The sequence below is a fragment of the Flavicella sediminum genome, from assembly GCF_006381105.1.
Taxonomy (GTDB): domain Bacteria; phylum Bacteroidota; class Bacteroidia; order Flavobacteriales; family Flavobacteriaceae; genus Flavicella; species Flavicella sediminum.
The window spans coordinates 138,515-162,516 of the sequence record NZ_VDET01000007.1; the positions used below are offsets into that span (position 1 = coordinate 138,515).

General features: G+C 31.1%; 23 protein-coding genes and 1 tRNA gene. 15 read left to right on the forward strand and 9 right to left on the reverse strand.

The annotated features are described in order from the left end of the window. Nucleotides 1–41: 41 nt before the first annotated feature. From FGM02_RS08475 to FGM02_RS08500, 6 genes are all read left to right on the forward strand, one after another. Nucleotides 42–1,073: a DHH family phosphoesterase gene (locus FGM02_RS08475; RefSeq protein WP_139957938.1), complete on the forward strand. Its 1,032-nt coding sequence runs from the start codon at nt 42–44 to the stop codon at nt 1,071–1,073. Next, complete coding sequence (gene gldI, locus FGM02_RS08480; protein ID WP_139957939.1) at nt 1,063–1,611, forward strand: gliding motility-associated peptidyl-prolyl isomerase GldI; 549 nt, start codon at nt 1,063–1,065, stop codon at nt 1,609–1,611. The genes FGM02_RS08475 and gldI overlap by 11 nt, the downstream gene beginning before the upstream one ends. Further along, complete coding sequence (locus FGM02_RS08485) at nt 1,601–2,608, forward strand: FKBP-type peptidyl-prolyl cis-trans isomerase (protein WP_139957940.1); 1,008 nt, start codon at nt 1,601–1,603, stop codon at nt 2,606–2,608. The genes gldI and FGM02_RS08485 overlap by 11 nt, the downstream gene beginning before the upstream one ends. A gap of 164 nt (nt 2,609–2,772) precedes the next feature. Then, on the forward strand, nt 2,773–3,633 hold the full coding sequence (locus FGM02_RS08490; RefSeq protein ID WP_139957941.1) for an FKBP-type peptidyl-prolyl cis-trans isomerase: 861 nt from the start codon (nt 2,773–2,775) through the stop codon (nt 3,631–3,633). A 2-nt stretch (nt 3,634–3,635) separates the two neighbouring features. Continuing rightward, the gene (locus tag FGM02_RS08495; RefSeq protein WP_139957942.1) at nt 3,636–4,682 is read left to right on the forward strand and encodes a peptidylprolyl isomerase; all 1,047 of its coding nucleotides are present in this window, start codon (nt 3,636–3,638) and stop codon (nt 4,680–4,682) included. Further along, on the forward strand, nt 4,682–5,245 hold the full coding sequence (locus FGM02_RS08500) for a phosphatase PAP2 family protein (protein WP_139957943.1): 564 nt from the start codon (nt 4,682–4,684) through the stop codon (nt 5,243–5,245). The genes FGM02_RS08495 and FGM02_RS08500 overlap by 1 nt, the downstream gene beginning before the upstream one ends. Before the next feature lie 63 nt (nt 5,246–5,308). Here FGM02_RS08500 and nudK read toward each other — a convergent pair whose 3' ends face one another. Together nudK and FGM02_RS18035 are read right to left on the reverse strand one after the other, a co-directional pair. Beyond that, entirely contained in the window at nt 5,309–5,893 is a 585-nt protein-coding gene (gene nudK, locus FGM02_RS08505) for a GDP-mannose pyrophosphatase NudK (RefSeq protein ID WP_139957944.1), read from the reverse strand. After that, on the reverse strand, nt 5,880–6,050 hold the full coding sequence (locus FGM02_RS18035) for a hypothetical protein (RefSeq protein ID WP_166461150.1): 171 nt from the start codon (nt 6,048–6,050) through the stop codon (nt 5,880–5,882). Before FGM02_RS18035 ends, nudK begins: the two co-directional genes overlap by 14 nt. Before the next feature lie 111 nt (nt 6,051–6,161). Here FGM02_RS18035 and FGM02_RS08510 point away from each other — a divergent pair, with 111 nt between their 5' ends. The 3 genes from FGM02_RS08510 (at nt 6,162) to FGM02_RS08520 (ending at nt 9,194) form a co-directional block, all read left to right on the forward strand. Continuing rightward, nucleotides 6,162–6,881, forward strand: coding sequence for a metallophosphoesterase family protein (locus tag FGM02_RS08510; protein WP_139957945.1), 720 nt, complete (start codon nt 6,162–6,164; stop codon nt 6,879–6,881). A gap of 127 nt (nt 6,882–7,008) precedes the next feature. Then, entirely contained in the window at nt 7,009–8,187 is a 1,179-nt protein-coding gene (locus FGM02_RS08515; RefSeq protein WP_139957946.1) for a hypothetical protein, read from the forward strand. Nucleotides 8,188–8,189: 2 nt separating this feature from the next. Then, nucleotides 8,190–9,194 carry a metal-dependent hydrolase gene (locus FGM02_RS08520; RefSeq protein WP_139957947.1) on the forward strand — a complete coding sequence of 335 codons (1,005 nt, stop codon included), beginning with the start codon at nt 8,190–8,192 and terminating at the stop codon, nt 9,192–9,194. Between the two features lies 1 nt (nt 9,195). Here FGM02_RS08520 and FGM02_RS08525 read toward each other — a convergent pair whose 3' ends face one another. Then, the gene (locus FGM02_RS08525) at nt 9,196–9,690 is read right to left on the reverse strand and encodes an asparaginase domain-containing protein (protein WP_139957948.1); all 495 of its coding nucleotides are present in this window, start codon (nt 9,688–9,690) and stop codon (nt 9,196–9,198) included. A 135-nt stretch (nt 9,691–9,825) separates the two neighbouring features. On the opposite strand from FGM02_RS08525, the gene FGM02_RS08530 reads away from it, so the two are divergent. The 5 genes from FGM02_RS08530 to FGM02_RS08550 all read left to right on the forward strand — a co-directional run bounded on the left by FGM02_RS08530 (nt 9,826) and on the right by FGM02_RS08550 (nt 13,532). Then, a complete protein-coding gene (locus FGM02_RS08530) occupies nt 9,826–10,512 on the forward strand; it encodes an OmpA family protein (protein WP_139957949.1) in 687 nt (228 codons plus the stop codon). A 608-nt stretch (nt 10,513–11,120) separates the two neighbouring features. Beyond that, nucleotides 11,121–11,198: transfer RNA gene (locus tag FGM02_RS08535), tRNA-Val, on the forward strand. A gap of 96 nt (nt 11,199–11,294) precedes the next feature. Beyond that, the gene (locus tag FGM02_RS08540) at nt 11,295–11,606 is read left to right on the forward strand and encodes a DUF6787 family protein (RefSeq protein WP_139957950.1); all 312 of its coding nucleotides are present in this window, start codon (nt 11,295–11,297) and stop codon (nt 11,604–11,606) included. Between the two features lie 122 nt (nt 11,607–11,728). Continuing rightward, nucleotides 11,729–12,727, forward strand: coding sequence for a peptidoglycan DD-metalloendopeptidase family protein (locus tag FGM02_RS08545; RefSeq protein WP_243739379.1), 999 nt, complete (start codon nt 11,729–11,731; stop codon nt 12,725–12,727). A 28-nt stretch (nt 12,728–12,755) separates the two neighbouring features. Then, a complete protein-coding gene (locus FGM02_RS08550; protein ID WP_139957951.1) occupies nt 12,756–13,532 on the forward strand; it encodes a sulfite exporter TauE/SafE family protein in 777 nt (258 codons plus the stop codon). A 586-nt stretch (nt 13,533–14,118) separates the two neighbouring features. Here the strand turns inward: FGM02_RS08550 and FGM02_RS08555 are convergent. The 5 genes from FGM02_RS08555 to FGM02_RS08575 form a co-directional block, all read right to left on the reverse strand. Beyond that, nucleotides 14,119–15,159 carry a hypothetical protein gene (locus FGM02_RS08555; RefSeq protein ID WP_166461153.1) on the reverse strand — a complete coding sequence of 347 codons (1,041 nt, stop codon included), beginning with the start codon at nt 15,157–15,159 and terminating at the stop codon, nt 14,119–14,121. Nucleotides 15,160–15,284: 125 nt separating this feature from the next. Continuing rightward, nucleotides 15,285–18,404, reverse strand: a complete 3,120-nt coding sequence (locus FGM02_RS08560) for a metallophosphoesterase (protein WP_139957953.1) — start codon at nt 18,402–18,404, stop codon at nt 15,285–15,287. 185 nt (nt 18,405–18,589) lie between these two features. Next, nucleotides 18,590–19,246, reverse strand: a complete 657-nt coding sequence (locus FGM02_RS08565) for a hypothetical protein (protein ID WP_139957954.1) — start codon at nt 19,244–19,246, stop codon at nt 18,590–18,592. Nucleotides 19,247–19,784: 538 nt separating this feature from the next. Then, nucleotides 19,785–20,087, reverse strand: coding sequence for a hypothetical protein (locus FGM02_RS08570; protein WP_139957955.1), 303 nt, complete (start codon nt 20,085–20,087; stop codon nt 19,785–19,787). Nucleotides 20,088–20,118: 31 nt separating this feature from the next. Then, on the reverse strand, nt 20,119–20,718 hold the full coding sequence (locus tag FGM02_RS08575) for a DUF6642 family protein (protein WP_139957956.1): 600 nt from the start codon (nt 20,716–20,718) through the stop codon (nt 20,119–20,121). Nucleotides 20,719–21,147: 429 nt separating this feature from the next. Here FGM02_RS08575 and FGM02_RS08580 point away from each other — a divergent pair, with 429 nt between their 5' ends. After that, nucleotides 21,148–23,001, forward strand: coding sequence for a T9SS type A sorting domain-containing protein (locus FGM02_RS08580; RefSeq protein ID WP_139957957.1), 1,854 nt, complete (start codon nt 21,148–21,150; stop codon nt 22,999–23,001). Nucleotides 23,002–23,604: 603 nt separating this feature from the next. Here the strand turns inward: FGM02_RS08580 and FGM02_RS08585 are convergent. Further along, on the reverse strand, nt 23,605–23,982 hold the full coding sequence (locus FGM02_RS08585; RefSeq protein WP_139958264.1) for a nuclear transport factor 2 family protein: 378 nt from the start codon (nt 23,980–23,982) through the stop codon (nt 23,605–23,607). Nucleotides 23,983–24,002: the final 20 nt, after the last annotated feature.

The following is a 24,002-nucleotide window of genomic DNA, read 5'->3' on the forward strand; positions in this document are numbered from 1 at the left end:
GAATTATAGAATTTCCATTTAAAATAGTATATTCGCAGCTTATGGATAAAGTAAAAATCGAGGCTATAAAAGAGCTGTTAGCACAGCCAAAGAACATTGTTTTAGTTGCACATAGAAATCCTGATGGCGATGCTATTGGATCTACTTTAGCAATGCAACATTATTTAAAATTGAAAGGGCACAATGCTCGTACAGTTTTACCAAATGATGTTCCTGAATTTTTACAATGGTTGCCTAGAGTTGATAGCGTTTATAAATACGACAAACAGAACAGTCAATCTAAAAAAGCCATAGAGGAATCGGAACTATTATTTGTTTTAGATTTCAATGCTTTTCATAGAGTAGGTGAAGACATGCAAAAAGCCTTGGAAACTTACAAAGGGACTTTTATCATGATTGATCATCACCAACAACCTGATCCAATTTCTGAATTTATTTATTCTGATACTTCCATTTGTTCTACTTGTCAAATGGTGTATCATTTTATTGATATGCTAGGAGATGTTGCCGAAATAAATGCTGACATAGCGACGTGTATTTACACGGGAATTATGACTGATACAGGCTCATTTCGTTTTCCATCTACCACAAGTACAACCCATAAAGTTATTGGAGATTTAATTGATAAGGGCGCTAAAAATGCAGTGATTCACGACAATGTTTTTAATACCAATTCGGTTAGTAGATTGGAATTGTTGGGAACTGCCTTGAGTAATATGAAGGTACTGCAAGAATTGCATACTGTTTATATAACCATATCTCAAGCAGAATTAACCAAAGCCAATTATAAAAAAGGAGACACAGAAGGTTTTGTAAACTATGGTCTTTCTTTAAAAGGAATTAATTTTGCCGTTATTTTTATTGAAGATGAAGAGCAAAAAATAATTAAAATCTCTTTCCGTTCCAAAGGAAAGTTTTCTGTAAACCAATTTGCAAGAAATCATTTTAATGGTGGTGGTCACGACAATGCGGCTGGCGGAAGATCAGAATTAACGATGGAAGAAACGGTTCTTAAATTCACAGGACTTTTGCCAACTTATAAAAAGGAAATTAGTGCATCTTATGAAAACTAAGATTTTTTTTATACTTGTATGGAGCGGGCTATTCTTTTCTTGCAAAGAACAAATTGCAAGAAAACCTATACAGCAAAACAGCACTACCCTTAGTAAAGCCATGGCTGTAAGTCAAGAAATATTTGCACAAGAGCAAGCATTGATTCAAGATTTCATAAAAAAAGACAGCACAAACAACTATATAAGTTCAAAAAAAGGGTTTTGGTATACCTATGTAGAAAAAAAAGAGGAAGGAGTATTTCCTGTTAAAGGAGATATTGTTACTTTTGAGCTTTCAATTTTTTCTCTGAATGGTAAAGAATTGTATTCCAAAGAAGAATTAGGCCTAAAAACCTATGTAATTGATAAAGAACATGTCATGAAAGGCATACAAGAGGGAATCAAATTAATGAAAGAAGGAGAAACTGTGCGCTTCCTTTTTTCTTCATTTGTAGCTTTTAAAACAAAAGGAGATCAAGAAAATAGAATAGGTATCAATGAACCTATAGAAACTAGAATTAAATTAACAAATATTAAACAATCAAATAATGAACATTAAAAGTATCGCTAATCTTGGATTAGTATTGGCAGTTGCCACTTTCACTTCATGTGATAACCAAAAGAGACAATCAAAATTATCTAATGAAATTGACAGTGTAAGTTATGCGCTTGGTTTAGATATGGGAAATAAAATTAACATCAACTTTAAAGAAGCAAATCACTTAGCTTTTGTTGAAGGTTATGAAAATGCAGCGGACTCTACCAAAGCAAAAATAAAAGCCCAGGATACGGATAATATTTTAAGAGCTTTCTTTACAAAAAAGCAACAAGAAGCAATGGCACAAGCCAATGATTCTACTGCAGTAACACCAGAGCCAGTTAAAAACACAAACTTAACAACTAATTTATTAGCAGAAGCTGATTCTGTAAGTTATGCTTTAGGTTTAGATATGGCCAACAAAATGAAGCCAAACTTTAAAGAAATTAACGATGCTTTGTTTATTCAAGGGTATTCTGAAGTTACAGATACAGTAAACAGCTTAATTAAAGTGGCTGATATCGATGGTATCTTAAGAACTTTCTTTATGAAAAAACAACAAGCTGACATGGCTAAGCAACAAGAAGAAGCCGCTAAAAAAGCAGAAGCTGAATTTGGACATGTAAAAGAAGAAGGATTGAAATTCTTAGAAGAAAACAAAGCGAAAGAAGGTGTTGTAACAACTGCATCTGGATTGCAATACACTGTTTTAAAAGCAGGAAACAACAACAAACCTACTGCAGCAGACAATGTTACTGTACACTACCATGGTACAACTCCTGATGGAACTGTATTTGATAGTTCGGTTGACAGAAAAACACCTGCTACTTTTGGTTTAGGTCAAGTAATTAAAGGTTGGACAGAAGGTGTTCAATTAATGGGAGAAGGAGCAAAATACAAATTCTTCATTCCTCAAGAATTGGCTTACGGAGCAAATGCACCACAAGGCGGCCAAGGACCAATTAAGCCTTTTATGCCTTTAATTTTTGAAGTAGAATTGATCTCGATCAATAAATAAAAATTAAGTCTACATCGTTAAAAGCCTTTATAGGATTTGTTTTACAACAATCTTATAAAGGCTTTTTCGTTTTCATACAATGAGCCCCAAAAGATTATGAATAATTTATTATTTACTAAGGGGAGTTTCTCTTATTTTTGCCACAAAACTAAAATTAAATACATATGAAATTTTTAAAAGCAACGATGCTTGCTGTGCTCTTTATTTCTTTTACTTCTTGCCTGAAAAATGGAGAAGATTATTCTGCAAACAAAGCTGATGGTGAAGCCTTTTTAGAAACTGTAAAAACACAAGACGGTGTTATAACATCTGATAGTGGAAGCGGCTTGCTCTATGAAATAATTGAAGAGGGAACAGGAGAAATTCCGGTTGATGGAGATGTAGTTACTTATGATTTTTTGGGTACCGATATTACAGGACAAGTATTTTTAGAAACGGAAGAAGACAGTCCACTTGAGGGTTATATAAACAATTATTTTCTAGGAATGACAGAAGGTTTAAAACTGATGTCTGTTGGAAGTACTTATAAATTTTATTTACCTTATTATTTAGCACATGGTATCGCTACCACAAACTATGAAAAATTGACCATAGATCCTTATTCTGCTATTGTTTGCGAAATAAAATTAGTAGACATTAACCGCGCCAAAAGAGATGGAATTGCATTTTTAGCAGCAAACAAAGAACTTGACGGAGTTATTACTACAGATAGCGGCTTGCAATACGAAGTACTTACAGAAGGTTCCGGAGACAATGCTGTTTCAACAAGCAGTGTTACTGTTCATTACCATGGGACATATATTGACGGAACCGTATTTGACAGTTCTGTTGATAGAGGAACTCCTGCTTCTTTTTATGCTAATCAAGTAATAAAAGGATGGACAGAAGGTCTTCAATTGATGAATCAAGGAGCTAAATTTAAATTTTATATTCCTTATGAACTAGCTTACGGAGAGGCTGGCTATAATGGAATCCCACCTCATTCTGCACTTATTTTTGAAATTGAACTAATCACAATCAACTAAACATGAAATTAAAAATTAATTATTTCAGCTATTTGCTTTTAAGTCTTTTTGTTTTGGCTTGTAACAATGAAAACTCACATTTAGACAAAGGAATTTACGCTTCTATAGAAACCGACAAAGGAAACATTCTTTTAAAATTACATCAAAAAGAAACACCTTTAACAGTAGCAAATTTTGTTTCCTTAGCTGAAGGAACCAACGACAAGGTTGTGGACTCTTTAAAAGGAAAAGAATTTTACAACAACTTACCTTTCCATAGAGTAATTCCCGATTTTATGATCCAAGGTGGAGACATCAAAAGAAATGGTTCGGGAAATCCAGGTTATAAATTTGCGGATGAATTTCCTAAAGACAAAGAAGGAAACTTGTTGTTTAGTCATGATAAAAAAGGAATTCTTTCCATGGCCAATTCAGGTCCAAACAGCAACGGTAGTCAGTTTTTTATTACACATAAAGAAACGCCTTGGCTAAACGGAAAACACACCATTTTTGGAGAAGTTGTTGAAGGTTTAAACATTGTAGATTCTATTGCTCAAGGAGATTTGATGCATCGTATTGAAATTATTCGTGTGGGTTCTGATGCCAAAAACTACGATCCGAATGCGGTTTTTTCTAAAGCTTTAAAGGACAGAGAAGCACAAGAAATTGAAAACAAAAAAAATCAACTTAAAGACAGTATTGCTTTTTCTGAAAAAATGATGGAGGCCAAAGCACGTGTATTGCCATCTGGTTTAAAAATATTAAGTTTAGAAAAAGGAAACGGTAAAAAAGTGGAATTGGGTTCTAGAGTTCAAGTACACTATACCGGTTATTTTGCGCATGGTGAAATATTTGATACTTCAAGCAAAAGAAACCAAACGTTTGACTTAACAGTAGGAGTAGACCGTGTTATTGAGGGTTGGACAGAAGGTTTACAGGAAATGCAAGAAGGCGAAAAAGCACGTTTGTTTGTCCCTTACGATTTAGGTTATGGTGCTGATGGTTACGGACCAATTCCTGCAAAGGCAAGTTTAATTTTTGATGTAGAAGTCGTTAAAATAGTTCAATAATGTTCGACAAAATTATTGACTTAGATAAAAACTTTCTCATCTATTTACATGGATTGGGTTCTGAAAAATGGGATTTTATTTGGTTGTTAATCACCAAACAAACCAATTGGATTCCTGTGTTTCTAGTTGTTATCTATTTGTTGTTTCATTATTTAGGTTGGAAAAAAAGTCTTTTCGTTTTGGTCTTAATGGCTTTGATGATTACTTTTTCAGACCAATTTACCAATATGATTCGTAGAACTTTTGAACGTTTACGCCCTATTAATGATACTAGTATCAATGAGCAATTAAGAATCTTAATTCACCCAACAAGTTTTAGTTTTACCTCAGGGCATGCAACCACATCAACTATGGTGGCCACCTTTGTTATTTTACTACTAAAACCCTATACAAAACACATTTTATGGTTTGTGCTATTTCCAATATTCTTTGCTTATAGCCGTTTGTATTTAGGAGTGCATTTTCCAATTGATATTTTAACAGGAGCCACGATAGGATTTACCTTAGGCTATCTGTTTTATAAATTGCATGGGTATTTGTCATCAAAAATATTTACATCTTAAAAGCTCATAAAAAAATCCCAATGAATTGAATCATTGGGATTTTTTTTGCTTGCTAATTTCTTCTTATAACAATTTATGAATTTGCGCATATTGCAGTAGCATAATTGTTTTGGCATCTGTTATTTCTCCGGCATTCAATAAAGCAATTGCTTTTTCAAAAGGCATTTCCAAAACCTCAATATCTTCTTGCTCGTCTGCTAAGCCACCGCCAGCATCAACTTTCATAGCTTCAGTATACTCTGCAATAAAACAATGCAATTGTTCTGTAACAGCACCCGGTGTCATATAGGCTTCAAATACTTTTTTTACTTCTTGAATTTTATAACCTGTTTCTTCAAAAATTTCTTTTTTAATACAAGTTTCAGGATCATCAGCATCTAACAAACCAGCACAAGTCTCAATCAACAATCCGGATTCGTTTCCATTTAAAAAGCTAGGCAATCGAAATTGTTTGATCAGTACAATATTCTTTGTTTCCTTATTGTACATAAAAACGGCCGCCCCATTTCCTCGGTCATAAGATTCTCGAATTTGAGTTTCCCAAGTACCATCATTTCGTAAATAATCAAAGGTTACTTTGTTTAACACATACCAATTGTCTGATAAAACTGTAACATCTTTAATTTTTACGCGTTTATTTTTTTGCATTCAAGTTCGTCTTTTTAAGATTCGGGTTCTTATTTTCATAGGAATGATTTGTATCAAAACAATCTTGAAAAATACCACAAGAAACGCCAACTTTGGCAAGGGATTTTTTAGAATGATCATTCGCTAATTTCGCAATATCTGGAGTCAAGTATTTCATAGGCTACTGAATTAAATAGTACTTAGTAAATTTACAAAAAAATAAAAAGACAGGGGAAGAATTAGATAAATATAACGGATATTTGTCCTTAAATTAAAACAAACTTTACACGTGAAAATTGCCTTATTCTCAGACATCCATGCCAACCTTCCGGCTTTAAATGCTTTTTTTAAAGATATTTCTTTTAGAAAACCTGATGCTATGTATTGCTTAGGGGACTTGGTTGGTTACAATATTTGGCCCAATGAAGTAGTGAATGCTATTAACAGTCGACAAATTCCAACCCTTTCAGGGAATCATGATACTGCTGTTGGATTGCCTGCTAAAAGTGAATCGGGTTTGTACACCAACAATGTGATAGGAACGGAAGAAACAAAATACTTGCAATCTCTACCTGCACATATTCGTCTTGACTTTCAGCTAAAAGAAGAAAAAATTTCTATTTTACTAGTGCATGGAAGTCCCCGAAGAAACAACGAATACCTTACGGAAGAAACGGATGAAAGCCTGCTTTTGGAAATGCTAGATGAAAGTGAGGCAGACATACTTTGTTTTGGACATACCCACAAACATTTCCATAAAATTATTCCTACGGAAAAGGGTTTCAAACACGCCATTAATTTAGGCTCTTTAGGAAAACCAAAAGATGGAGATCCAAGAGGCTGTTATGCACAACTTACGATACATGCCAATAGTACGTTGAAAAATAAAGAAGCCATTGATGTAGAATTTTGTCGTGTGGCCTATGATGTGGAAAAAGCGGCCAAGGCTGTAGAAGATTGTCCGTCCTTACCCAATAAATTTGCAGAAGCTTTGCGTTTGGCACAGTAAGAAAAATGGAACTGTTAAAATCATTGCTTAAAATTTAACAGCAAGCGTAATTTATACAGCTTGTTTGCGACTTATATTTTAGTATTTTTATTTATTCAATCAATCTTACTTATTGGCGTACAATTCTATGTGGAAATCCCTTTTTAAATGTTCAAAAAACCAGGAATATTCCTATGCTATTTTTGAATCCATCACAAATATTCCTACAAAGGAATGGGATGCCATCAATACAAAAAATAATATTTATTTGTCGAGTTCCTTTCTCAAGGCTTTTGAAAAAGGAATGCATGAAAAGACAAATTTTAGATATGTACTCTTTTACAACAGTCAGCAAGAAGCCATTGGAATTTCTTATTTGCAAATAATTTCATTCAAACCGAATGAATTTCTTCAAAACAAAATTCCATGCACCGTTGCCGACAAAGTCAAGAAATATTTTTTTGAAGATAAAAAATTAAACGTACTACTATGTGGCAATTTATTTGCCTGTGGCGAAAATGGCTTTGCACATACCGAAGCCATTGAAAAACCTTTGTTTTTAGAACTGATACATCATGCTATGGCGGCTATTAGTTCGAAAGAACCAAAGAAAATTTCCTTTCATTTATTTAAAGAATTTTGGGAAACAAGCACTTCCGTTAGCGATCATTTAAAAAAACAATCCTTTAAAGGTTTTTATATTGATGTGAATATGGTGGTGCCCATAAAAAATACATGGACTTGCTGTGATGATTATTTGGGCGACATGAATACCAAATACAGAACACGTGCAAAAAAGGTTTACAAGACGTCAAAAAATCTTCGCAAAGAAAATTTTTCTGTAGCAGATATTCAAAAGTATTTACCAGAAATACAACGTATGTATACCGATGTTTTGAAAAAAGCAGACTACAATTTGGGCACCTTAAATGTGGCTACATTTGTCCATTTAAAAGAAGAGTTGCAAGACAAATTTATTATGTCGGGTTATTTTTCTGAAGATCAGTTTATCGGATTTAGTTCTGCATTTGCCTTTAATGGTACCATAGATGCGAATTTTGTAGGTATCGATTACGAATACAACAAAGAATACAAATTATACCAACGCATGTTGTTCGATTTTGTTGAATTGGCCATAGATCGTAAAACCTATGAGTTGCGTTTGGGTAGAACTGCCGAAACGATTAAAAGCGTGGTAGGCGCTAAACCTGTTTCTATGAAATTATACGCCAAACATAGAAATAGTATTTCTACCAGTTTATTAGGTCTTGTTTTAAGTTCTATCAACCCAAGTCGTTATGAAATTAGAAATCCTTTTAAAAATTAAGTATGGATTCGTTGACACAAATTGTTTTAGGTGCTGCAGTAGGAGAGGCAGTACTGGGTAAAAAAGTAGGAAACAAAGCAATTTTATGGGGTGCCATTGCTGGAACTATTCCTGATCTTGACATCTTTACAAAACTCTTTTTTGATTCTGTAACCAGTAATGAAATGCACCGTGGATTTTCACATTCCATCGTATTTTCAATAATATTTGCCCCCATATTTGGTTGGCTTATTTACAAACTTTACAAAGGCAAAGAAGGCAGTATCAAAGGCTGGAGCAAATTAATGTTCTGGGGCCTGTTTACCCATCCTTTATTAGACGCACACACCACTTGGGGCACACAATTGTTTTGGCCTTTGGCAAATAAAATTTCATATAAAAATATATTTGTCGTTGATCCTTTGTACACCGTCCCATTTCTTATTTTTTTAATTGCGGCCATGTGTCACAAACGAGGCACGGTGAAAAGAGCCAAACTTAACAATCTGGGAATTTACATTAGTAGTGGCTATATGGTGTTGACGTTGGTATTTAAATGGGTTACTTTTTCCGTATTTGAAGACAGTTTAAAAGCACAAGGAATTTCCTATATAGAAATAGAAACCAAACCCACACCTATGAATACCATACTTTGGACCGCCAATGTGGAAACCGAAGATGGCTATTTGATTGGCTATTATTCTATGCTAGACGAATCTAAAAAAATAGATTTTTTACATTTTAAAAAGAACCATGAATTATTAGGGCAATACCAAAATGATCCAATGATCAAACGATTGGAAACCTTGGCCAAAGGTTGGTACACCATAGAAAAAAGAAACGGAAAATTGTATTTTAACGATTTGCGTTTTGGCTTATTAGGCGTAAATGCCGACGAAAAAAGATTTGTGTTTAGCTATGAATTAAATGTTGTTGATGGAGTTTTAACTGCCCAAGAAACAGAAAAAAACACCAAAGACGTGGGACCAATGTTGAAACAATTGTTTGAAAGAGTGAAAGGAATTTAACTTATTGCAAAACTTCAAATTCTCCTATCTCTTTATTTTTACGAACATTGTAAGCGTCAAAATATTTTCCATTCATAGAAATATATACACCAAAAGGTAATACTTGTGAAAAGGCTAGAGAACTTCCCAAATTAAACAGGCCATCAGAACTTCCAAATTGATAAGGTACCATAGCACCCGTCAGAATAATAGTTTTTTCAATTTTTAAGTCGGCTAAAAAAACAGCAGTCTCGGCCATGGTATCTGTGCCGTGGGTAATCACTATTTTATTAGCATCTGTATTGTTGCAATGCAAAGCAATTTCTTCTCTATGTTCCTTTGTCATTTGCAAGCTATCCAACAACATCAATTCTTTTACATCCAAAGCCAATCGCGAACGCCCCAATTGAAGCATTTCATAAATATGTGTTTTTGTAAAATGCAAAGAGCCGTTTAATTCGTTGTATTGCTTGTCAAAAGTTCCTCCTGTAACAATGATCTTAATAGTTTCTTTCATGTTTTCAAATTTACAACAGAAAAATGGCTAATTTTATAAACGAATGTTTATCTATGTTTCTTCTGATTTAGCTTTCTTCTTTTTGTAAAGAATTGTAGTTTTATCGACGAAATACAAAATTAAAATATAAAAATTATGATACTTAAAAAAGGAATTGCTTTTCTATTGATTACAAGCATGTTGGTAAGCTGTTCAGCTTTGCAAAACACAAATAACAAGCAAAGAGGTGGTGCTATAGGTGCTGCTGGTGGTGCACTTATTGGTGGGATTTTAGGAAACAATTTGGGAAATAAGAAAAATTCAGCCTTAGGTTCTATCCTTGGAGGAGTTATTGGTGGAGCTGCCGGAGTTTATATTGGAAACAAAATGGACAAACAAGCAGAAGCTATTCGTACAGCAGTACCAGGAGCAGAAGTAACTAGAGTTGGTGAAGGAATCAATGTTACTTTTGATGAAACAAGTGGTATTCACTTTAATACTAATGAAGCAACTGTTGATGAACAAACAAAAACAACTTTGTTAAAATTAGCCGCTATTTTTAAAGAGTATCCAGATTCTAATATTTTGGTTGAAGGACATACAGATAGTGATGGTTCTGAAGCGTATAACTTAGAATTGTCTAGAAAAAGAGCCAATGCTATTTCTAATCATTTACAAGGTTTAGGAGTACCTGCAGATCGTTTTACAACAAAATGGTATGGAGAAGTTCAACCTAAGTATTCAAACGATACTGCGGAAGGAAAATCTAAAAACAGAAGAGTTGAGTTAGCCGTTGTTGCCAATGAAACTTTAAAGAAGCAAGCGAAAGCAGCTACCAAATAGTTCTTCGTTTTCAATCAAATAAAAAAGTCTGCAGAAATGCAGACTTTTTTTTTGCTTCTTTTACAAGTTCAATTTCCCCAGTTTGACGATTATTTGCTTGCGTAGCATTCTTCTTTTTATTTTCAATTTGTTATGCTCCTTAAAAACAGAAAGTCCTACACAAGTCTTATTCAAATAGTGTACACTATTTGAACAGCAAAATTAGACCATTCGTAAAGCAACCACAATACTCATAGTTGAGTATATTTCAATATCATCTTACTCAATAAAGCAATTATTCTAGAAATGCAGCCTTCTAAAACTTCCCATAGTAAAAATTATCCTGCTAAAATTTCATTAGAACAAAGCAAATTGACATTTGGAAGTGAAAAAAAACAAGCATTAAAAATAAAATAGGGGACTTTTTTTTTGAATAATTACTTCAATTCAAAAAAACTCAAAAAAATAATGGAAATAGATCAAAACACAAATTTCAGCTAAATAGATGATTCTTTGAAAGATAGCTTTCAGCAAAAACAAAGCACAAAAAAAAGTGCTAAAAAAACAGAAAAAAAGTACTTAAAAGTTGTGTGAAATATAAATAAGCGTTGTATATTTGCCACCGCTAAGGGCAATTAGCTCAGTTGGTTCAGAGCACCTCGTTTACACCGAGGGGGTCGGGGGTTCGAATCCCTCATTGCCCACCAAAACTCCGCAAGAAATTGTGGAGTTTTTTTATTTAAAGTAAAAGTCTAAATGATCGGCATAACTCTGATTTCAATGGATGTCAAATTACGATAAAAATGGAAAAATTAAAAAAGCGTTGGGGAGTTAAAACGAACTTTGATATTATTTTAATAATCATCGTTTTTTCGATCAATGGTTCTTTTGCTAGTTATATTGCCAGACCTTTAACTGTGGCCATAGGTTTAGATTATGAAACAACTTCTGGCTGGATTTTTTGGCCAATTCGTATCTTCTTAGTATTTCTTGTATACCAAACAACTTTGCCATTGGTAGGTTTTGTATTTGGACAATTTAAATTCTTCTGGAACATGGAAAAAAAGATGTTGAAACGTATGGGGTTTAAACGTTTTTTTAAAGACGAAGCTTAATATACTTTTCCTAGGTATTCTTTTTTAGAACCTTACTTTATTTTCTTAGGCAAACGTTAAAAAAAATAGTGCTTTGCGCTTTTTTAGAAAAAGGACGTATATTTGCAGCTTAAATTTTTGGAATGCAAATGCACGTACTAACTATACAAAAATACAGCCCTATAAAACCAATACTTTTGGCTTGGTTTTTATTTTTAAACTGTGTTGTTGGCTTTGCTCAGAACGAGCAGCATTTATTAGATTTTATCAAAGATGAGAAAAAACCGAAAACAACCGAATTAGCTCTATTAGAAGAGCTGATAGGTAGAGGAGGAGTAGATACTTTAAAAAAAATTGTTCCTACCGAACCCATAGTTGTAGAACCGGAATTTGATTATATCAAAGAACATTGGAGCACCATTAGCTTTAATCCATATCCGCCTTACGGGTTGGAATATCCTTTTAAAATAAAATTTCAAGACAGTACTTTTCATTCTCCTATCAATCGTAAAAAAGTAATTACTTCGCATTATGGTTGGCGTCATGGAACTTCTCACAAAGGAATTGATATTGACTTGATTACAGGTGATTTGGTAAAAGCCATGTTACCAGGTGTTGTTCGTTATGTTAAATACCATTATGGTCATGGAAAAACAGTAGTCGTTCGTCATTTTAACGGATTGGAAACGGTGTACGCACATTTATCAAAACAATATGTAAAACCCAATGATACCGTTGCTCAAGGACAGCTATTAGGTCGTGGTGGAATTACAGGAAACGCACGTGGAAGTCATTTGCATTTAGAAGTACGCTATAAAGGAGTTTGTTTCAATCCAGAATATTTTTTCGATTTTGGAGAAGGTAATAAAGTAAGAAGTGAAGAAATTTGGGTCAACAACCAATGGTCCATGCCACAATTGTACAAATCGACAAAAGTGCCAGAAATAGAGGTGTGCCATACCTTTGAAGAAGCCAAAGAACTGCAACAAACCAATAGAGAATTGTACACCATTAAACGTGGTGATACCTTGTCAGGAATTTCAAACAAATACCAAGTTTCTATTACGGCCTTGTGCAAGGCAAATTCTATCAGAAGATCTACCATTTTACGTATCGGACAGCAATTGGTGTTAGGTTTGTAAGAATTTCTTTTTTACTTAAACTAAAACTATGCAAAATATTTTCGACTTTGGAACCGCTTATCCATTGACTTGGACTCATTGGATCCTTGTTTTTTTGGCGGCACTGATTCAAGGTTTAGGAAAGGCTGGATTGAAAGGATTGAGTCCTATAATTGTAACCATTATGGCTTTGGTTTTTGGAAGTAAAGCTTCTACAGGCGTACTCGTTCCCTTAATGGTCGCTGCCGATATATTGGCCGTCATTTATTACCATCGATATACCCAATGGAAATATTTATTAAAATTATTACCGTCCATGGTTATTGGAGTTGTGATTGCTGGCTATATAGGGCATACAATTTCAGAACCTTTGTTTAAAAAACTCATGGCGATCCTTATTTTGTCTACTGTCGTAGTCATGATTTATATGGATCGTAAAAAGAACCAAGAAATTCCAAGTCATTGGTTATTTTCTGGTGGTATGGGTTTGGTGGCCGGATTTACATCTATGATTGGAAATTTAGCCGGCGCTTTTGCGAATATTTATTTGTTGGCAATACGTTTGCCTAAAAATGAATTTATAGGAACCGCAGCTTGGTTGTTTTTTTTAGTCAATGTACTAAAATTGCAGTTTCATATTTTTGTTTGGGAAACCGTTACTGTAAAAAGTTTGTTTTTAGATTTGTATCTAGTTCCTGGATTGCTACTTGGTTTTTTATTGGGGGTGAAAATAGTAAAGCTTATTAAAAATGATTTTTATAGAAAGTTGGTTTTGATAGTTACCGCCATAGGTGCATTTATGATTCTGTTTAACAATCCTATATAATTTCATTCTGTGGTCAATTGTAGTTCAAGGGGAGTTCTGAGAAAACCTATTTAACATAATGTAAATTATAGTACGTTTTTACAGTAATTGATGTATAGCCGTTGCAAACGGATATTTATCATAATATCAGATATAACGTCTTCAGACTTATATCGACCGATATTATGATAAAATCAATTACGGAATAGAAATTCTAATTATGAATAATCTAAAACTATTATATAGTACACTTTTGTAGTAATTGGTGCATAGCCGTTGCAAACGTCTATTTAGCATACTATTAGATATAAGACCTTTAGGTTTATATCGATTTCCAGCCCCATCAACTCGCCACCAATAAATAGGAATTCACAGGATTCCTATTTATTAGCACGTGTTAAAATCAATTACGGAATAGAAATTCTAATTATGAATAATCTAAAAACTATTATAGTACACTTTTGTAGTAATTGGTGTATAGCCGCAGCAAACGGCTATTTAGCATTATGTATTGTTAGATCTCTAATATATGTATGCTACATTTTTTCTTTATCAAACTATTCTGCTACCATTTTAACATAATACTTATAACTGAAAATATTTTGATTTAATTTTTAGTCCAATTGGGATAATCAATTAAATGTATTAAATCTTCTATTACAACTCTTAAATCATCTTTTATCTTTTCAATATCTAATTTTTTTGCACTAAACCTTGCATTATGTGCACTTAAATCACCCAGCTTTTTTATTTTAGGTAAACTACTAGAAGTATTTCTGCTTATAGGCCATTTGTCTTGTTTTAAAAACCTGATTATTAGATCACTTAGAAAAAAATAATGTTTATCCTTCCCTTTTATTTTCTCTTCAATAGCATGTCTTTCAAAACATTCTATAATTAATGTTTCTACAAGTTTTCGAATCATTACTAAACAAGCATCATAGAGCCCCGAATTATAACATTCAGATGCTTGACTACCTATATTGAATACATAGCCCCTAGTGTTATCAAGTATTTCTAAAGGAAAAAGATTGTTCGAAATATTATTAACTTCAAATTTTGGAGTTAAAGTTTTAAAGGCAACTCTATCTTTTTTATTATTTTGATATTCAAGTATTCTTTTTCTATTAGCAATAAATACGTCCTCCATTGAATCATAGCCCAAATATGTCTCAAATGATCTGTCACTTATGCTTATAGAATCAAATCCGTATTTGTCGTCTCTAGAACCAGCACTACTCCACAGACTAAGAGATTCGTTAGAGAATAATTTAAAAGATATTCTAACCATATTTCTATCTTCCTCAATACAATCCGCTATAAAGTTTAAATCAAACTGTTCCTGATCTGCATCTTCAAAAAGTTTGTTTTTTATATATTGAAAAGTTTTATTTCCAATATCAAATATTTTCTCAGCTAAATTTAAAGCAATTAATCCTTGTATAGTAATTTCGACATTTTGTTGAATTAATTGATGATCTATATTTGAAGGTTTGAAATCCTTAGAAATACGTTTATGTATTTTAACTCTAATTTGTCTGTAATTAGCTATATTATTATTTATAATTAAATGATTCCAACATTCAAGTAACCATGTTGTTTCATCTTCTGATATATCCATTTCATACAATTTCTTTATAGTCTTCATTTTTAATATAACTTTCTAATATTAATCAATATAAAACTTTTTCCCATTAGAATATAAGGTTTTGTATTCTCAAATATTTCGTTCTTTCTCCTATTGTTTTGAGCAAAATTTTATGAGGACAATACTTAACTATTAGAATTTTTCTTATCTTTTAGTTGTTGAATAAATCTTCCCTTACCAGACTTTTTAATATCTCTTAATTTAACTTTTATATCAGCAAGTAGTTTTGTGTTCCTTAAATCAGATTGCTGTGTTTTAGACCTCAAATAATAGTACGACATGTTCTTAAAAAAGATATTATCAAGAATATATCTTCTTTTACTATTTTTAAAATTAGTATCGATATATTCAACATGGTTTTTCCCTCGTATATCTGAATAAATATATACTGATAAAAACTTTTCAAATTCGGATATATTAACTGAATCCTGATCTTCTAAAATCTTTTGTCTTATTATGGGTGCCGATTTTAATGAACCAATCCAATTATACATTGTTACTTGATGAATCAATGGTAATAGTTGCATGAAATAACCAAAACTCATTTTTTTTGGAATGTAATTAATGACTTCATCTTTATTATGCTTGTGAAAAAACAAAACAAAATCTCTATATATTAGCATGAATGACATTGAACTTAATATAATATTGTCATAGGCTATTTTTCTTTTATCGGGTGCAATATCAGTACTGTTTTTCAAAACTACAGATGCTAATTTTAGTATTTTTGAGAGAGCAGGTGAATCATCATCTTTTGTTTCTGAAATTTGCTTTGGCTCGATTTTCTGATTTGGTTTAATAGAACTTAATTGGCTGTCATATGCATCTTCTATTTCTTTTTCGGAGGGCTTTTCTTTTACTTTATCCAAGTCTATTCTAGAAGTAATCGTTTCTTCAGTTTCCAATACTTCGTCAATGTTTTCATATTCATCTCTAACTTTTGGATTAATGAAACTAAATGTTTCAGTTAATTCTTTATTGATAAAATCAAACACTTCGTCGTCCTCCCTATTCAGTCCAGTATAGAAATCTATTTCACTTAAATAATTCAAATAGTTTTTATCTCTAAAAATATCTTCTCTAAATTCTGTATCAAAACTCATATATTTAGCTAGAAAATAACTAAAAAAGAAAGCCGTTTTAAATCTTACACTATTCCCGTTGCATTTTGTTAATATTCCTCTATCTATAAAGTAATCAAATAGTTTATTCGGATTTATATCCATTTTTAACTTAAGATAGCCTTCAATTTCTTTTAAAAGATCAAATTCATTAACTCTATAACTTAAATTTCTATTTCCTTCATCCAACATGTATTTTGAAATGAAAGCTAATAACCTTTGCTTATCGTCAAAGTCAAAAGTTTCAAAATATATATTTTTAATATCACTTTTTTCGAGAAGATTGTCAACAAATAATTCGACCAAAACAGCATTATTAATTGGTTTTTTTTGTTGTTTATTGATTATCCATAAAAAAAGTGTCACTGCCAATGGTGTCTTAGGTAATCCTAGTTCGTTAAAACCTCGTAATAGTTTTTCAATGTTTTGATGCAAATCGAGATCTGTAGTTGAAACCCAATTAGACATTAAACCTTTAATTTGTTTTGATTTAAAAAAATGCAAATAGTAAGTACTGAAATCGCTTCTATAATGCGAAAATTCTTCAATTACTTTTAGAGGGATTATGGCTTCATCCAGATGTGCATGTGTTGCTATAATTTTAGTCTTTGGATAATCATCTAAAAACATTTTTAATTCTTTTAATGAGTATTTATGATCATCATCAAAATCTATATTGTCAATTAAAAGAACAACTCCAATTTTTGTCAAATACGTTCTTGTTTCTTCTGAACTCTTTAAAATAAAATCTCTAACTTTTTGAAAAATGCTTTTATTTCTAATATCTCCAAATTTTATTAAAACAGGTAGCCGTTGACCGCTTTTATAATTTTCCGTTAAATCAATAAGTAACTTGTCTAATAGGATAGTTTTACCAGTCTCTTTAGCTCCAAAAAGCAAAATATTATTTACTCCATTTGCTAATTCATTTGTAGTAAAATACTTAATATCATTTTGCTCATTTAAATTACTTTCAGGTAAGTTCCCGATAATTGGTTCAACAAAAATCTCAGACAGTTTACTCTTATTACTTTGAGAAATATTTAAAATTAAATCATCATTTAACTTCGGGAAGTGATCACATTTAATAGTATCAATTATCGATTTAGAATCATGATATAATTTTATTTCCTCAGTTTTAGGTATTTGAAATTCTTTAATTCCTTGGTCATTACCTATATCCGTATTTATAACAAAAGTTGTCTTGTTACTAAGATATTTTTTATAACGTACAATTACTTTGTCATTTTTTAAATAATCAACTACGCTATAGCCATTGACGAAATCACTATTTTTAGTTTTTATACCGCTAATAGACTTACCAACGGAAAGAAACAAATTACCGTCCAAATCATCAATTTGCTTTGATTCAAGTTTATGGGTATGCCCAACAAAAACCATATGGTAATTATTATACAATAATGCTTTAATTTTATCAAGGTCATCTTTATGATAGAACTCAAGTGGATGATGCATTACAGCAATTTTAATTTCTGTATCCTTAATAAAACTTAATGAACTTTCAATTTGTTTGTCACTGATGAATAATTTTTCAACATTTTCGTCTTCGTAACATAGCCACGAAGAATTAAAACAAGAAATTCCAATACTTGCATTACTGTTATTAATTATAAATGAGTTGTCAAATTGGCTCCAATTCCAATTAGAATCATTAAAACATTTATTATAAAACTCTTTTTCGAAATTTTTATAATCTAAAAGTCCATCTACATTCTTGTTTTCTCTTTTAACCGACTCTATATATGAACCAACAATTTCTGGGTTTTTGACTAAATTGTTTCTAAATGGCATTCCTAAAAAACCATCTATTTTTGTCCGATCAAAATCATGATTTCCTGGAACAATAAAAATTCTTCCAACGGTACTAGGGTATTCATCATTAATTTTATCTAGAAACACATCCTTAAATGATTTAAATCGTTCTCCTTTATTTAAGAAATTCAAACCTGACTTATCAACAAGATCTCCTGAAAAAATTATAATAATTTCATCATTTATAAATTGCTTAATATCTAAAATTAATGCCTTTAATATTTCTTTCTGACTTAAACTTGGTTCTTCTTTTTCTAAATGGAAATCACTAATGTGTATTATTCTTATCATAAAATTTATTTCATTAATCTTAAACTCAAATGTAATTATTCTTTCGTTAAAAAAGTAATGTATATTCTTCGAATGCTTAACAAGTAATTAATAATACAAAATTTAAAACAGATTTCATTCCACTCCTTTCCTCGCTCCATGAAAATAGTATTTTACAATATATCCTGCTGTATCAAATAAACTAATTACGTTTTATTCGAAAGAAAAAAAAAACAATCCAAAAAAGGCTTATTACTATCTACTATATTTTTAATCTTATCTATTAATCGATATCTGTGTCCAGCTCCTACTAGAAATACTGCCTTTTTAGGTTTGTTTATTTTAAAATAGTCATGTATTAGGCTAATCCATTGGTTTTCGAGGAGGTCATTCCATTTCAACCATTCTGCGTGAAAATCGGATAATTCTTTATTATTTAACCTATCTAAGATGTACTCTTCCATTAAATTTTGATCTCGACTTATCCTGTCAAAATCAGAAGAATTTAAAAAGGCAAATCCTTTCAAAAATGTTTCATTAGTTATTATACTAGATGCTGCTTTGTATTCTTTCATTACTCGTTTGAATAAAGAATGCATATCCTCTAGCCTTCTATCAAAAGGGTCTTCAATTTCATCTATTGGAACTATATCAATAATAGGCTTGTCTTTGATCAATCTTTTAATAACATTCATTTCTGGAGTGCTAACATCAGTCCTTTTAATGAATTCGGGTAATTTCTCTTTAGAGGTTTCACAAAAAACTACCTCAGGAGAAATTTCTTCGATTATTTCATATAATTTTTCCGATGTACAAACTCCATCTTCGTAATGAGCAGTTCCTATTACATATAATTTACTCATAAATACTCTAGATAATTTGGCATATAAAAAACTGAATCGAATTTAGTGAAAATCAAGAAGTCCGTAATTATGTTTTTGTAAAGTTATCCACCAATTACATCAATTCCCACTCCACACACATTTCCCTTCCCTCCTATACTTCGACTATCGCTCAGTACAAGTTAGTGGTAAAAGCGTGTTCCATTTTCATCCCCCAAAAAAAAATGAAGTGTAATACTTTGCTTTCTTCCAAAGCAAAGTAACCCCGAATCAAGTTCGGGGCAGGCGCCACGCAGAACATTATAGTACACTTTTACAGTAATTGATGTATAGCCGTTGCAAACGGTTATTTAACATACTATCAGATATCCGTAGACTGAGCCTGTCGAAGTCTAGACTTATATTGAATGAAATTAACTTAAAGCCTATTTACACGAACTATCTTTTAATTAAGCATCTTATAAAACTAACTCTATAAAATTATTATTATTCTTTTAAAAATTGTGTATTTGATAAAATATCTCGTGAAAAATTTTATAAGGTCGTTTACGAGCAAGCACTACTTAAACAAAAAATTGCGATCATCCGTTGTGGGTGTATTTTTAGCTTCCATAATATTTTTATAAAACTGGGAATGCTCATAACAATATTCATTAATAAAATAGCCAAAAAGAGCGGATTCTTCAGGTTTCTTTAGTTTTTCAACTTCCTTGTCTAAATCTATGTACCTACAAATAAAGGGAATAAAAAATTTGTAACTATGAGTTTTTCGTTTTAAAAACTCATTATCATAAGCTGCTAGGTCTTTTCGTTTTACGTACCTTCTAAATTCGCTATAATAATACTCGGCTTTTCTTTTCATCTATCTTGCTTTTTAGTATTTCAACAGACTCTTAATAATACAACCTAAAATCCAATAGTTTGCAAATTTTATAATGTCTTTGGTGCAACTCTTCCACAACTTCCAACATATCATCATCTTCCTTAAATAAATTAAAAAAGGCCATATCCAAATTTGCGCTGCTCAGTCCGTTAGAGGCATTGCCATAACCAGAAACCGCTTTTGCTCCAGTGATATCTAAAAAATATTGTGCTTCTTCTTCGTCTAAATCGAGAACTTTTGCATTTGAAAAATGTAAAATCTTTCCTTTTAACCTTCCTTCAAATATTTCAGCAATTTCTTGTAGACTGTAATAATAATTATTTAAACAAATGCTATTGGCTTCCCCTGTAATTACCAAATAGATAATTTCATAATCTGTAAAATGATGATCCTCCAACACCAATGCATTTAAGCTCGTTTCTAAACCTTCAATGGTGTCGCATGTTTTATAAATACTGGCAATTCCATATTGTAAGGTCAATTGCTCTAACTTTTTTTGCGCTTCGGTAAGTGCGTCTGTTTCAACATCCTCCACCGCTTCTAAACAGTAAATAAAATAATCGGTATCTATAAATGAATCTTGGGCTAATGGTTGTCTTTTCTTTAACAAATTTCAGAATTTAGGCAGGGTCTATAAAACACAAAAATAATAGTTCTCTTTTATTTTTTTTAGCGATTCTCAATAAAATTCATGAGAGCTATAAACAATTATAAAACACCATAAACTGAGCTTAGTGTTTAAAACAATACAGTATCCCTAGCCTGAGCCTTTCAAAGTCTGGTCAATATCATTTCCCAAGTTCATCAAATCACCACAATTATTAGGAATTAAGAGTTTGAAACATAAGACTCTTGTTTATCACATGTTAATTGTTTTATTCTTTATAAACAAGAATAATCCTTCTAAATAAATTATTATAATTCCGAATTGAAAATTCAAAACATATAACATAAAAAAAAACACCCCGAAATTATTAGGATAATATATATATATATATATATATATGTATATTTGAAAAAAAACTGCTAAATTTTAATTATGAGACATTTCTTACTCATTGCCACATTTTCTTTTTCTTGTTTTGTGTACTCTCAAAACACATATGTACCTGATGATAATTTTGAACAAGCTTTAATTGATTTAGGTTATGACTCTGGTCCATTGGATAATAATGTCCCAACAGCTAATATAAATACTGTATCCACCTTAGACTTACAAGACAAAAACATTCAAGATTTAACCGGAATTGAGAGCTTTGTCTCCCTAACTAAATTAGATATAGCTTTAAATAGGTTAACTAGTATAAATTTAAGCAATAATACTTCATTAACTTTTCTTAGTGTTTGCTGTAACCAATTAACATCTTTAGATTTAAGTAATAATCTGATGCTAGAATATTTGCATGCAGATGAAAACAAAATAGAAAACGGTTTAGATTTTAGCGAGCATCCTAATTTTAGAAACTTAGATATAAGAAATAATCCAATCGCTTCATTAAATGTAAAAAACGGGAATAATATTAATTTTGATGATTGGGGGTTCTTTACTGAAGGAACAGGATTAAATTGTATAGAGGTTGACAACCCTGAATGGAGTTACGAAAATTGGACTCTCATTGATTCTGGGACTAGTTTTAGTGTTGAATGTAGTCTTACATTAATTCCTGACGATAATTTTGAACAAGCATTAATAGACTTAGGCTATGATTCTGGTCCATTAGATAATCATGTTCTAAAATCTTCCATAAAAAATTTAAAAAATTTAAATATTACTAATAAAAACATAAGTGATTTAACTGGAATTGAAGAATTTGTTGCTTTAGAAAAACTAGAGTGTCAAAATAATTTAATTTCTAGTTTAGACATATCGAATAACCCTAGTTTAACTTATTTAAATTGCTCATCAAACTTATTAAATATAATAGATCTTAGTAGTAACACATTAATAAAATATCTTGATTGTTCATTAAACCAATTAGAAATTCTTAATTTAAATTCAAACTTACAATTGAATTATTTAGATTGTTCTTCAAATATTCTTCATTCTTTAAATGTTAGAAATACTAATAATACAAATTTTACTTTTTTTAGCGCATTAAATAATATCAATCTAGAATGTATTATTGTTGATAACTCTGTTTGGAGTAATAATAATTGGTTCAATATTGATATGCAATCTAGTTTTGATTTAAATTGTATTGAAGAAAGCAAACTTGTATATGTGCCAGATGATGCTTTTGAGTATTTTTTAGAAACGCACAAAGCTTCCGCATATTATTCTATACATAATTACTACCATCAAAAAACTGACCTTGGCAGTCCAGATAGTATGGGGAATGGAATAGTTGGAGATAATTATGTTCTTAAATCTAGAATAGCAACAGTTACTGATTTATATTTAACTAATGATGGTTACAGTGATTTAACAGGAATTGAACATTTTGAGGAGTTAACAAATTTAGAAGCAGGTTGGAATAACTTAACTACAATAGATTTAAGTAAAAACAGGAATTTAAATCGTGCAATATTAACTATGAATTATTTAAGTTGTATTCAAGTTGCTGATATAAACAGCATACCATCTTCCTTTTTTATATATGATCAAAGAGATTCTATTACACCTTTTTATTCTGAAAATTGCATAAATCTTTCTAATGAAAAATTTAATACAAATATTATTAGTGTTTATCCAAACCCTGTAAAAAATAAACTGTCCATAAATATAAAAGAAGGAATTGAGTTAAAATCTATTATAATAACAGATATTACAGGTAAAATAATAAATACAATAAGTACTAAAGAAATAGATTTTTCTAACCATGCACATGGTATTTACTTTTTATATATTACAACCAGTAAAGGAAGTTTTACAAAAAAAATTATAAAAAATTAAACTGTGTTATTATAAATTGGCATTTTTTATACATTTCAACATGTTTAGTTCAAGTTAACACTTTAAAAACAATTGCATTAACATACGTATAAGAACAGAAAAACCGAAAAAAATAAACACTACTAATTTTACTTTACTGTCTTAAAAAATCATACTACTCAAAATTGTTTGATCACAATACTTAAAGACTGGCCTATTCCAACTTTAAGTCCTAAACAGTAAATAAAATAATCTGTATCTCTATACGTGTTTTGAGTAAATTGTTGGTTATTCTTTAACAAATTTCAGGATTTAGGCCGCGTCAATAAAACACAAAAATAATAGTTCTCTTTTATTTTTTTTAGCGATTCTCAATAAAATTCATCAAAACTATAAACAATTATAAAACGATGTAGGCTGAGCTTACAGAAGTTTACTGTTTAAAAAATTACAAATTCCGTAGACTGAGCCTGCCGAAGGCTAACGAAACTATTAAACAAAAAAATACGTCAAAAAATAAATTTATTTTCTGACGTACCGTTCTTAGGAGTAGTAAATATATTTTGATTTATTTTAGATGTATAAATTCGGTTTCTTAATTTCAATAAAACTTTTTACTAAAATTTAATACATCGAATTCTCATTGGCTGCTATTTTCGGAACTTGCTGAATTGCATCCCAATGCTCACATATTTTTCCGTTTTCATCAAACCTAAAAAAATCCATGGTGACATATTCATCCTGCTCGGGCCAAATTTGATGCGTATGTAAAGCCACCAAATCACCTTCTGCAATACTTCTTACAAATTTTATCGACTTGTCAGGATATTCCGTTTGCATACGTTCAAAATACTCAATAAAACCTTGAGTACCATTCGCAACAGCAGGGTTATGTTGAATATAAATATTACCAACATAAAGCGCTATGGCTTTTTTAGGATTCCCTTCATAAGCCGTTTTATAAAAAGAAATGGCATTTTGTTTATTCTCTTCTAAGTTCATCATTATTGATTTTTTTTATT